Source organism: Peribacillus sp. P4_D6 (assembly GCF_056401795.1).
The window spans coordinates 88,913-100,673 of sequence record NZ_JBFUIQ010000001.1; the positions used below are offsets into that span (position 1 = coordinate 88,913).

General features: G+C 44.4%; 14 protein-coding genes. All 14 read right to left on the bottom strand.

The window, feature by feature from the left end; genetic code table 11:
• Positions 1-2 precede the first annotated feature (2 nt).
• The 14 genes from AC1DVB_RS00415 to hisD all read right to left on the bottom strand — a co-directional run bounded on the left by AC1DVB_RS00415 (position 3) and on the right by hisD (position 11,745).
• The gene (locus AC1DVB_RS00415) at positions 3-260 is read right to left on the bottom strand and encodes an HPr family phosphocarrier protein (RefSeq protein WP_034309974.1); all 258 of its coding nucleotides are present in this window, start codon (positions 258-260) and stop codon (positions 3-5) included.
• A 20-nt stretch (positions 261-280) separates the two neighbouring features.
• On the bottom strand, positions 281-1,234 hold the full coding sequence (whiA, locus tag AC1DVB_RS00420; protein WP_034309971.1) for a DNA-binding protein WhiA: 954 nt from the start codon (positions 1,232-1,234) through the stop codon (positions 281-283).
• A 67-nt stretch (positions 1,235-1,301) separates the two neighbouring features.
• Positions 1,302-2,288, bottom strand: a complete 987-nt coding sequence (locus tag AC1DVB_RS00425; RefSeq protein WP_328097376.1) for a gluconeogenesis factor YvcK family protein — start codon at positions 2,286-2,288, stop codon at positions 1,302-1,304.
• Positions 2,278-3,177, bottom strand: coding sequence for an RNase adapter RapZ (gene rapZ, locus AC1DVB_RS00430; RefSeq protein ID WP_034309965.1), 900 nt, complete (start codon positions 3,175-3,177; stop codon positions 2,278-2,280). The genes AC1DVB_RS00425 and rapZ overlap by 11 nt, the downstream gene beginning before the upstream one ends.
• Before the next feature lie 45 nt (positions 3,178-3,222).
• Positions 3,223-3,681, bottom strand: coding sequence for an NUDIX hydrolase (locus AC1DVB_RS00435; RefSeq protein ID WP_053536815.1), 459 nt, complete (start codon positions 3,679-3,681; stop codon positions 3,223-3,225).
• A gap of 552 nt (positions 3,682-4,233) precedes the next feature.
• Complete coding sequence (trxB, locus tag AC1DVB_RS00440) at positions 4,234-5,181, bottom strand: thioredoxin-disulfide reductase (RefSeq protein ID WP_034309960.1); 948 nt, start codon at positions 5,179-5,181, stop codon at positions 4,234-4,236.
• A gap of 103 nt (positions 5,182-5,284) precedes the next feature.
• Positions 5,285-6,787 (bottom strand): tetratricopeptide repeat protein, encoded by a 1,503-nt coding sequence (locus AC1DVB_RS00445; RefSeq protein ID WP_230134387.1) that lies wholly within the window; start codon positions 6,785-6,787, stop codon positions 5,285-5,287.
• Positions 6,780-6,959 (bottom strand): hypothetical protein, encoded by a 180-nt coding sequence (locus tag AC1DVB_RS00450; protein WP_034309955.1) that lies wholly within the window; start codon positions 6,957-6,959, stop codon positions 6,780-6,782. Before AC1DVB_RS00450 ends, AC1DVB_RS00445 begins: the two co-directional genes overlap by 8 nt.
• A 38-nt stretch (positions 6,960-6,997) precedes the next feature.
• Positions 6,998-7,654 (bottom strand): bifunctional phosphoribosyl-AMP cyclohydrolase/phosphoribosyl-ATP diphosphatase HisIE, encoded by a 657-nt coding sequence (gene hisIE / locus AC1DVB_RS00455; RefSeq protein WP_230134385.1) that lies wholly within the window; start codon positions 7,652-7,654, stop codon positions 6,998-7,000.
• Positions 7,651-8,409 (bottom strand): imidazole glycerol phosphate synthase subunit HisF, encoded by a 759-nt coding sequence (gene hisF, locus AC1DVB_RS00460; protein WP_034309948.1) that lies wholly within the window; start codon positions 8,407-8,409, stop codon positions 7,651-7,653. Before hisF ends, hisIE begins: the two co-directional genes overlap by 4 nt.
• The gene (gene hisA / locus AC1DVB_RS00465) at positions 8,410-9,144 is read right to left on the bottom strand and encodes a 1-(5-phosphoribosyl)-5-[(5-phosphoribosylamino)methylideneamino]imidazole-4-carboxamide isomerase (protein ID WP_034309946.1); all 735 of its coding nucleotides are present in this window, start codon (positions 9,142-9,144) and stop codon (positions 8,410-8,412) included. It lies immediately after the preceding gene.
• Entirely contained in the window at positions 9,141-9,773 is a 633-nt protein-coding gene (gene hisH / locus AC1DVB_RS00470) for an imidazole glycerol phosphate synthase subunit HisH (protein WP_057278113.1), read from the bottom strand. The genes hisA and hisH overlap by 4 nt, the downstream gene beginning before the upstream one ends.
• Positions 9,774-10,361 carry an imidazoleglycerol-phosphate dehydratase HisB gene (hisB, locus tag AC1DVB_RS00475; RefSeq protein ID WP_048688005.1) on the bottom strand — a complete coding sequence of 196 codons (588 nt, stop codon included), beginning with the start codon at positions 10,359-10,361 and terminating at the stop codon, positions 9,774-9,776.
• Between the two features lie 103 nt (positions 10,362-10,464).
• Complete coding sequence (hisD, locus tag AC1DVB_RS00480; protein WP_377330563.1) at positions 10,465-11,745, bottom strand: histidinol dehydrogenase; 1,281 nt, start codon at positions 11,743-11,745, stop codon at positions 10,465-10,467.
• Between the last annotated feature and the right edge of the window lie 16 nt (positions 11,746-11,761).

The window sequence follows — 11,761 nt, forward strand, 5'->3', positions numbered from 1 at the left end:
TTTTAACCCTCTTGCTGAACGAACTCTTCCAATGCTTCTAATGCTTCTTTTTCATCGCGTCCTTCGATGATTAACTTCACGGACACACCAGAACTGATGGCAAGGCTCATTAATCCCATTATACTTTTTGCATTCACTTTCTTTCCTTCTTTTTCAAGAAAAACATCTGAATGAAAGCGGTTAGCTTCTTGTACAAAAAGAGCCGCCGGCCGAGCTTGCAAACCCGTTTTCAATTTTACCTCAACTTGTTTCTCCACCATCTTGATCTCCCCTGTTAGCTTTATTTTTTCGCAGCAATAGCCTCTCCCCCACGGAGCCTGTCAGCTATTTCATCAATCTTTCGCAATCGGTGATTAATCCCGGACTTACTGATGGTTCCCCCGGATACCATTTCCCCAAGTTCCTTTAAGGTTATATCCTGAAACGCTATCCTAAGCTCCGCAATTTCCCGAAGCTTATCCGGTAAAATGCTAAGTCCTACCGTATCCTCGATATAATGGATATTTTCAACCTGTCGCAATGATGCCCCGATCGTTTTGTTCAAATTGGCTGTTTCACAATTCACAAGCCGATTCACTGAATTACGCATATCACGGACAATCCGTACATCCTCGAACCTTAATAAAGCTGAATGGGCGCCAACTATACTTAAAAACTCGGCAATCTTTTCGGCTTCTTTCAAATAAATGATGTACCCCTTCTTGCGTTCAAGTGTCTTGGCCTTCAAGCCAAACTTATTCATTAGCTCACAAAGTGCATCATTGTGCTCTTTATAAAGTGAGAAAATCTCAAGGTGATAGGAAGACGTTTCCGGATTGTTTACCGAACCCCCTGCAAGAAATGCACCTCTTAGATAAGAACGCTTACAGCATTTCTTCCCAACAATAGTATCGGATATATCATGGAGAATTTCAAAGCCATCGCCTAAAATTTCCAAATCGGTTAAAACCCGCTGCCCTCCGGATGACATCCTGACAATATATACATTGTTCTTTTTAAGCTTCATCTTCTTACGGACCAACAGCTCGACCTGGACCTCATAACTTTTTTTAAGCAGCGTATAAATCCTTCTGGCAATCGCAGCATTCTCAGTTTGAATATCCACAACAAGCTTCCGATTAGAAAATGAAAGGGATCCGTTCATCCGGATAAGCGCACACAATTCCGCTTTACCGCAGCAATCCTTTCCCTCTAATGTTGTAAGCTCTTTTTTTGTTTCTGAAGCAAAAGACATCCATTTCACCCCCAATCGAACGCAGGTAATCTATTTTTATCAATCAAAAAGCCGTCCCCGCTTATATCTACGGTTCTATGTGGCTTTTTGTTTCATTTACAAGCATATTATAAAGCAAATCCGCCACTTTTTTCGTATCATGGCGAATTACATTCCCTTCATAGCTGAAAATGCGTTCTTGTATGATTTCAAGACCCATCATTTTTAAGCCTTCCACATCATACATGACCGGTTTTGCATATTCAGCTTGATAGCGCTGCTGAATCTCGGTTGGTATTTCCTCATTATTAACAAGTATCCTGTCAATATATGCATTTCCCATATGGTCATATATCGCTTTTATATGATCACTCGCGCTATAATCCAGAGTCTCGCCGGCTTGTGTCATCAAATTGCAAATGTACACCTTCTTCGCCTTGGAACGGGCAACCTCTTCTCCTAAACCAGGGACAAGTAAGTTAGGCAGAATGCTAGTATATAGGCTTCCTGGACCTATGACTATAAGATCTGCCTGCTTGATTTCCTGGAGAGTTTCACTAAGCGGCTTTATATGATGAGGAGACAGGAACACTTTTTTTATTTTCTTTCCTGAGAAGGGAATCTTGGACTCTCCTGTAACAATCGTGCCGTCATCCATCTCTGCATGGAGAACCACACTTTGATTCGCAGCTGGAAGCACTTTACCGCGGACATTAAGGAATTTACTCATTTCCTGGATCGCATGGACGAAATCCCCGGTCAGCGAAGTCATTGCCGCAAGTATCAAATTCCCCAGCGAATGCCCGGACAACTCATTTTTACTTTGAAAGCGATGCTGAAACATTTGTTCAACAAGGGGCTCTACATCCGATAACGCAGCCAGCACGTTACGAATATCACCCGGAGCGGGAATATCCATATCTTCGCGAAGGCGGCCTGAACTTCCACCATCATCAGCTACCGTTACGATTGCCGTTATATCCACCGGATGCTTCTTTAACCCTCTCAACAAAACAGGAAGGCCGGTTCCTCCACCGATGATCACAACCTTAGGCTGTTTCTTTTTATCTAACATCTGCTTTCCCCTTACTTTTTTCGATATCGCGATGTGATACTTGAACCCTGTAATCCTTTTTGAAGTGGTTTGAAATATACTCCGTCAATGCTACAGAACGATGCTGGCCGCCTGTACACCCAATCGCAACAACAAGCTGTGCTTTCCCTTCACGTTTATAATACGGAAGCATGAAAGCGAGCAGATCGGTCACTTTTTCCAAGAATTTTTGCGTTTCACTCCATTTTAAAACGTAACTAGACACTTCCTGTTCCAAGCCAGTCCTTGGCCTCATATGGTCAATATAATATGGATTTGGCAGGAACCGTACATCAAACACAAGGTCGGCATCTATCGGCAGACCATGCTTGAACCCGAACGACATGACATTGACTGTAAAACCGACACTTTTATCAGCAGAAAACTCCGAAGCGATTTTCTCCCTCAATTCGCGCGGTTTCAGTTGGGAAGTATTAAAGATCAACTGGGCCCTTCCCTTCAATTCGTCCAAAAGTTCCCGTTCCATTTTAATGCCTTCCAATGGCCGGCCTAATGGAGCAAGGGGATGGGTCCTTCTCGTTTCCTTATATCTGCGTACCAAGGAATCATCATCAGCTTCAAGAAAAAGGATTCTTGGTGATACTGCAGCTGCATCCGATAAATTATCCAGTGCAAGAAACAAGGAATCAAAAAATTCCCTTCCCCTTAAATCCATGACAAGAGCCACTTTATTCATCTTATTCCCGGAGTCCTTCATTAACTCCAAAAACTTTGGCAACAGCGTGGGCGGCAAATTATCGACGCAAAAAAAGCCGAGGTCTTCAAAACTTTGAACCGCCACTGTCTTACCTGCTCCGGACATTCCGGTAATGATGACCAATTGCGTTTCACTCATCTGCCCTGTACTCATAGTTTCTCCGCCCCCATGTATAGCAATCTTTTTTATCTCTAAAAATTAACCTGGATCCAACCGGTAAGAAAGCAGCTTGAACTCAGGCGTGTAGGTAAAGGTTCCATAGATGATCCCACTGCCATGAACCATATAATCCAGGATGTGAAAATCACCTTCAGCCATCATAAGCTTTTTAACATCTTCAACCGGATGCCAGCTAAGTTCCCCTTCTTCACAAACATCCACATTTATACCATCGGAATCCGTTGCAAAGAAAGTGAACATCATCCATTCTGATAAAACTTTATCTCCGTCCTTCATGATGAAGGTGAAAATACCTTTGATGGAAGGGTTTTTTAAATAAACGCCCGTTTCTTCGCGATATTCCCTAATGCAAGCATCGCGAACAGATTCCCCAGGTTCCATCTTGCCGCCTGGAGCTACCCACCATCCGCGTCTAGGCTTTTTCAATAAGAGGATTTGATTATCTCTGATCAATACACAGTTTGTGACACGTTGCACGTTCTTCACCTCGATTGGCTCTGCTCGACTAATAGAAACCTTCCCCCCCCGTGTTGAAGAGATTCAGTTTATATCCTTAAACCGCCGCTAGATATCCATTTGGCGATCTACAAATGCTAATAGTTCAAACAAGTTGTATTTTTCATCTTCTTATGAAAGATATATATATGTTTAGTATATCTTATCATTATACTATTTTTAAAATAAGCTAACAATAAAGTAAACTTCCTGCATTGGGGGAATCTTCAATCGCAAGGAATCACATAGGTAAGCCTTTATCCTGCTTACCTCCTATTCTTCTCCACTTTCGCTTCCTAAATGCAAAGGAACGACTTGTTTCACATTAAAAAACGCCGGAGACATCCTAAAAATTGGAACTAAAGATATAGTCTCAAAGCAGGAAAACAAAAAAAAGACACAGAAACTTATTCTGTGTCCTTAAACGTTTATAATTAAAGGGGGTCAACTTCTACCCCCTACTATACCGAATCATTATTTCACGCATGTTACAACATCGTTAAAACGGAATTACGATTGCATATTCTTGTGAAATCAAGCCTTTGGCTGCAATTTTTCTTGAAGTTCCTCAACAAAATGCTGAGCGGATTGGGCGGCAATGCTTCCATCGCCTGTAGCTGTAACGATTTGGCGCAATGTTTTTTCACGAACATCACCTGCAGCGAAAATACCAGGTACGCGTGTTTCCATCCGATCATTCGTTTCAATATAGCCTGTTGAGTTCAAGATGCCCAAGTTTTCAAATGGTTTCGTTAGCGGAAGCATTCCGATATAAATGAATACACCGTCTGCGTCCATCACTGTCTCTTCTCCGTTTTCAGTGGAAACTAGTGTGACACCGCCGACCTTGCCGCCTTTTTCATTGATTTCCTTCAAAGTGTGATTCCAGATGAAGTTAATTTTCTCATTGGCAAATGCACGATCTTGAAGAATCTTTTGAGCACGAAGTTCGTCACGTCTGTGGACGATCGTCACTTTCGAAGCAAAGCGGGTTAAGTACACACCCTCTTCAACAGCAGAGTCTCCGCCGCCGATAACGAACAGTTCCTTTTGCTTGAAGAATGCTCCATCACAAACTGCACAATACGATACACCGCGGCCGCCCAATTCTTTTTCGCCAGGAACGCCGATTTTCTTGTATTCGGCACCAGATGAAATGATGATTGAACGTGCTTTGAATTCCTTTGAACCGGCTTTGATCGTTTTATACTCTTCACCGTCGATGATTTCCTTAACATCCCCATAGGCATACTCCGCACCGAATTTCTTTGCATGGTCAAACATTTTCGTTGAAAGTTCAGGTCCGAGTATAGTGTCGAATCCAGGATAATTTTCAACTTCCTCCGTATTGGCCATTTGCCCGCCCGGTACCCCGCGTTCTAACATCAATGTTGAAAGGTTCGCACGTGATGTATAGACAGCCGCCGTCATCCCTGCAGGACCAGCTCCAATAATAACAACGTCATAAATTTTTTCAGACATGTTTTCACTCCTCCATATTCCATTACAAATGGAACCTTCACTACGGTTAGTGTTCCCTACCTATTATCCTATATAACAAATAATTTTTCGTCCAAATATCTGCTCATCCGAGTAAGTTTTGAACCAGCTTCACGTACTTAGATAAGGTGGACACCGAAATGAAATGTTTGTCTGCGATTGCCTGTTTGCTCGCCTTCTCACTTTTAAGCTGAATCCACACGTACTCCACCGCAGATGCCCATCCTGCAGGATTATTTAGCTTCTGCTCGGATTTCACCGCTTCGATGAAAACGGAAAACCACATTAAATAGAGCCCGGCTTCATTTAATTGTATCGGTTGGAAATGCTGATATAATAACTCAGCTGTGCGATCGGCAAAATCAATCGGTGCTAATTGGCGATCTTTAGCAGGACCTTGAACAAGTTCGGCATAATCACGTTCCAATTCAGTGAAGTTCTGGTTTAGGTTGAGGACCTGGTTTTTCAATAGCTTCTGTTTATGAACCGAATGTTTCAGAAGGAAAATGGCAAAAAGCCTTTCTTCGATGAATTCACTTTCCAGCCTTTTTATAATAGAAGGAAAATGATGTTCAAAACCATCTGAAGTTGCATTCATATCTCCCCAAGGCTCCATGCCTTCCTTTTCCGGATTCATTTCCACGACCTTTTTCCATGCCTTTTTGGCAGCCTGTTCGTGGCCTAAGTGGTAAGCGGAAATGGTAAGCCAATAGTAGAAGGTTCCATCTCCTTCGAACCCTTGCTTTTGAAGTCCTTTAAGCCAATTATATGCAGAAGCATAATTTCCGATCAGAGCGAAGGTCGCTCCAAGCTTGAAACGGTGTTCGGATAGCATCGGCCTAATTTTCTCCAGCATCTGTATGAGCTCTTCAACCTTTGCCTCATCCTGTTGATAATGATGAAATACAACAAGGTTACAAAGCGCATGCAGGTTTCCCGGACTTTTTTCCAGTACCTCATCAAGTGTTGCAAAAGCTTCATTCACTTGACCAAGATAGAAATAGGCAAGTGCCAGGTTATTATAAGCGGACCAGTAATCCTCGTACTCGGCAATCGTTTCTTTCAGCACTTCGATCGCCTTCGGGAAATTGCCTGATTCCAGGTACTCGCGGGCTTGTTCCTGTTTGGTAATGAGCCCATCATGCTTAAAGGGATTTTCTTCTGACTCATCCGACTCAAAAGTTATCAATTCAAGCAAATCCTCTGCGTCATCGCTGAACTCCCCGTCTTCTTCTTTATCAAGATAAGCACTGGCGTGACGATAAGCCTCCTTGAACATGCCTAAGTGGGCATAATTATTCGCCAGGAAGTAATGACATTCCGACATATAAGGATCCATCACATCCAAGATGTTTTCCAAAAGGTTGTTTGAATAATTATATTCACCGATTTCCGAACAAGTGATAGCCAATTGACAAGCTATCATCGGTTCAGCAGGTTCAAGTTCCAGCGCACGTTCCAGGTATTTCTTTGATTTAGGTAATTCCCGTCTATGATAAGCTTTTAAACCCTTGGTGAAATAATACTCACCTGTTGGGTGAAAGGTTAGAATTTTTGCCTGTTGGCCAAATTTAGAGTCTTTACTCATGTAATCCTCCATCTACAAGTTGATTAACCATAGTATTATAACATATTGGAGAAAATTTGCCGAACAATTCAAGAAAATGGAAAACGGGAATCATCATGCTTTCTTCAAGAAAAATTGAAGCATTTTCCCTGTCATATGTTGATTCCGGATCACTGCCCGCCATCGTAAACACACACAAAAGCCCTCCTATTGACGGAGGGCAATCACCATTCATTCGGTTTCTTTCGGTTCGTCCTTATCGGCATGTCTAGTCTTCAATACATCAAGCACCGCTTGGAAAGGCAGCTCCTGCTCTTGAAGAAGAACGAATAAGTGATAGAGGAGATCGGCACTTTCCATCGAAAGTTCCTCTGCATCACGGTTCTTAGCAGCAATGATCACTTCTGCCGCTTCTTCACCGACTTTCTTCAGGATCTTATCAACGCCCTTATCGAATAGGTAGGTCGTATATGAACCTTCAGGCATTTCCGATTTTCTTTTTTCAATCAATCTTTCTAATTCCGTCAAGAAAGTCACATTCGCCTTCACGCCTTGTCCGGCTTCACCGTTTTGGTAAATCGTTTCGCTAAAACAGCTTGTTGCCCCAGTATGGCACGCAGGTCCTGCAGGCACGACCCGCACGACCAATGCATCTTGATCGCAGTCATACTTCATTTCGGTGATTTTCTGGATATTGCCGCTGGTTGCTCCTTTATGCCATAATTCATTGCGCGAACGGCTGAAGAAAACCGTTTCTCCTTTTTCAATCGACAATTGCAGAGATTCTTGATTCATGTAAGCAAGTGTCAGCACTTCGCCTGTTCCTGCATCTTGAATAATTGCCGGTACCAGACCTTTTTCGTCATATTTAATAGTTTCAAGATTCATCGTACAACCACTCCTTGTTGTTTGAGAAACGCTTTGACTTCTTTAACGGATGTTTCTTTATAATGAAAAATCGATGCCGCTAATGCTGCGTCGGCTTTACCTTCTTGGAAGGCTTCCTGGAAATGTTCAGCGTTCCCTGCCCCGCCAGATGCGATGACCGGAACTGAAACGGCTTCAGATACCGTTTTTGTCAAAGCGATATTAAACCCTTGTTTCTCGCCGTCACAATCCATGCTTGTCAATAAAATTTCCCCAGCACCGCGGGATACGGCTTCCTGCGCCCACTCGGTCACTTCCCATTCAGTCGGTTTCCGGCCGCCGTGGGTATATACGCGCCATGACCCAAGCCCTTCATCATATCGGGCGTCTATGGCAACCACGATACATTGGGAACCAAAATAATCAGCACCTTCATTAATTAACTCCGGACGCAGGATGGCTGCTGTATTTAGGGATACTTTATCGGCACCCGCCCGCAGGATCTTCTTCATATCCGCCAATGAATTAATGCCGCCGCCCACGGTGAACGGGATTGCCAAGCTGCCCGCTACCGCTTGAACGACGTCGACGATCGTTTCCCTGCCTTCATGTGATGCGGAAATATCCAGGAAGACAAGCTCATCGGCACCTTCTTGATCGTAAAAGGCTGCAAGTTCGACCGGATCTCCAGCATCCCTAAGGGAAACAAATTGTATGCCCTTGACTACGCGCCCATCTTTTACATCGAGACATGGAATAATTCGTTTAGTGAGCATTTAACCACGCACCTTTTCTAGTGCTTCTTCTACGGTAAAGCGGTTGGTATAAAGTGCCTTGCCGATGATAGCCCCTGCAATGCCTTGGGCTTCAAACTCCTTGAGGGTGATAAGGTCTTCGAGTGAACTAATGCCTCCTGAAGCAATCACGTTTTTACCAGTTGCCTCCGCCATGGCCAATATACCTTTCACATTCGGCCCTGAAAGCATGCCATCCGTCGCGATATCAGTCACGATAAAGGTCTCGGCACCAGCATCGGCCAGTAGTTTGCCAAGATCTACCGCAAGGGTTCCAGACGTTTGAAGCCAGCCATGAGTGGCAACCTTGCCATCCTTCGCATCGATCCCGATAGCGATATGGCTTCCATATTTCCTAATCATATCTTTAGTGAAATCAGGGTCTGAAACGGCCGAGCTGCCTAGAATGACACGTTCCACTCCATTATCCAGATAATGGGCTATATCCCGTTCCGTTCGGATGCCGCCGCCGATTTGAATGCGGGCGCCTAACTCACTTGCCGCTTTAATTACGTATGAATCATTGATTCTTACTCCCTCTTTAGCTCCGTCAAGGTCGACCATATGTATCCAACCGGCTCCTTGGTCTGCAAAGCTTTTAGCCATATCGAAGGGGGAATCACCATAAACGGTTTCCTGATTGTAATCTCCCTGGATTAAGCGGACGCATTTGCCTCCGCGCATATCAATCGCCGGGTAAATAGTAAAGTTGCTCATGCTTCTTCCTTCCCTTCTACTAATGACAGATAATTTCTCAAGAGTGACATGCCCATATTCCCGCTTTTTTCCGGATGGAACTGCATGCCGAACACATTCCCTTTACCGACGATCGCCGGAACTTCCACATCATACGTCGCCGAAGCGGTAACGAATGATTCATCTGTATCGACGTAGTATGAATGGACGAAATAAACATGTTCCTCTTCCAGCCCCTCATTCACTGGTGATGCGTGTTTGAATTCAAGTCGATTCCAGCCCATGTGCGGCACTTTATAAACCTTGTCATTCGCATCCACTCCCTTAAAACGAACGACTTTTCCCGGGATGAGGGATAATCCTTTTGCCGGTCCATTTTCTTCACTTTCATCAAAGAGAAGCTGCATACCAAGGCAGATGCCTAATAGGTATCCCCCATCCGCTACATATTCCCGCAGGAATTCATCCAGCTTTTGTTTTTCCAAAAGACTCATGGCATCCCTGAAAGAGCCAACGCCGGGAAGTATGATCCCTTTCGACTTTGAAAGTTCTTTTGGGTCATCGGAAATGAATGAATCGGCACCAAGGCGCTCAAGACCTTTACTTACAGAAAATAAATTCCCCATGCCATAATCGACGATCCCGATCATTTACAACATTCCTTTCGTCGAAGGGATGCCTTTGACACGTGGATCGATTGTCGTAGCTTCATCCAATGCACGGCCAAGCGCTTTGAATATTGCTTCGATCATATGATGTGTGTTGTGACCGTAATGAACGACTACATGAAGGTTCATCCTGGCTTCAAGAGCGAATTTCCAAAGAAACTCGTGAACCAGTTCAGTATCGAAAGTACCGACCTTTTGCGAAGGAAACTCAGCCCGGAACTCCAGATGCGGACGGTTGCTTAAATCGATGACAACCTGGGCGAGTGCTTCATCCATAGGTACGAAAGCATTTCCGTAACGCTTTATCCCGCGCTTGTCTCCAAGGGCCTCCAATAACGTCTGCCCCAAGCAAATGCCAATATCTTCAGTTGTATGGTGATCATCCACGTCTGTATCCCCATTTGCATCTACTGTCAAATCAAACTTCCCGTGTTTCGTGAACAAATCCAGCATATGCGTCATAAACGGAACGCCGGTCTTAATGGAGGAATTACCTTCCCCATCCACATCAAACTTCAAACTTATTTCCGTTTCATTCGTCTTTCGCTCCACACTAGCAAAACGTTCCATTACAAGTCCTCCTATCGGGGTAAGACCCCTTTTCCCAAGATGTCAAAAGCATATCAAAAGTCGTTATTTCAGTTTTTTTATTTATTTCGTAAGGATTCAGGCACTATTTCCCAGATTTTTTCACACCCCGTGATTCGATGGCACGGGCGTGGGCCTCAAGTCCTTCCATGCGGGCAAATGCAGCAATTTTTTCTGCATTTTTGCGGAAGGCCGTTTCACTATACATGATGATACTCGATTTCTTTTGGAAATCATCCACATTCAGCGGGCTGGAAAAACGGGCGGTTCCATTAGTAGGCAACACATGATTGGGACCTGCAAAGTAATCCCCTACAGGCTCCGAACTAAAGCGGCCAATGAAGATTGCCCCGGCATGCCGGATTTTAGCCATAACTTCAAGTGCATCATCGGTCACAATTTCCAAATGTTCAGGTGCAAGTTCATTTATGGCATCAATAGCTTCTGCCATATTCCCGCATACAACAATTCTTCCATAGTCCCTTATGGCTGCTGCAGCAATATCATGGCGCGGTAGTAACGCTACCTGCTTGGTCACTTCTGCGGCCACTTCTTCTGCAAGAGACGTGGACGTCGTCACCAAAACACTGCAAGCACGGGGATCGTGCTCTGCCTGTGATAGCAAGTCAGCCGCAACTTCTGCGGCGATGGCGGATTCGTCCGCCAAGACCGCTATTTCACTTGGACCTGCGATCATATCAATGGCGACATCCCCGAATACTTCGCGCTTCGCTAACGCCACATATATATTTCCCGGACCCACTATTTTATCCACTTTCTTAATTGTTTCCGTCCCATAAGCGAGGGCAGCTATGGCCTGAGCCCCGCCAACTTTATAGATTTCCTTAACTCCGGCAATTTTGGCGGCTGCCAAAACCGCTGGCGATAATTTCCCATCTTTCCCTGGAGGAGATACCATAACGATCCGTTCCACCCCCGCAGCCTTCGCAGGCAGTGCATTCATCAATACTGACGAAGGATAGGCCGCTGTGCCTCCAGGTACATAAACACCTACAGCATCAAGAGGTGTCAATTTTTGTCCTAGCATCGTTCCTGTATCATCAGTCGTAAACCATGAATTTCGAATTTGTTTCTCGTGAAACATTCGGATATTATTCGCAGCTTCTTGAATAATATCAAGCTGCTCAGCAGTCAATGCCGCTGTCGCTTCTTCCATTTCCTGCTCCGATACAAGCAATTCTCCTGGACTGACACCATCGAAACGTTCGGTATAGGTATGTAAAGCCGCGTTTCCGCGTTTCCTGACATCATAAATAATATCCTGAACCGCTTTTCTTTGATCGGCAGTACCTGCTTCAACCGAGCGTTTCAGGGAAATCCCTTCAGCAAACCGTTCTATTTTCATACCTTCACCTCATTAG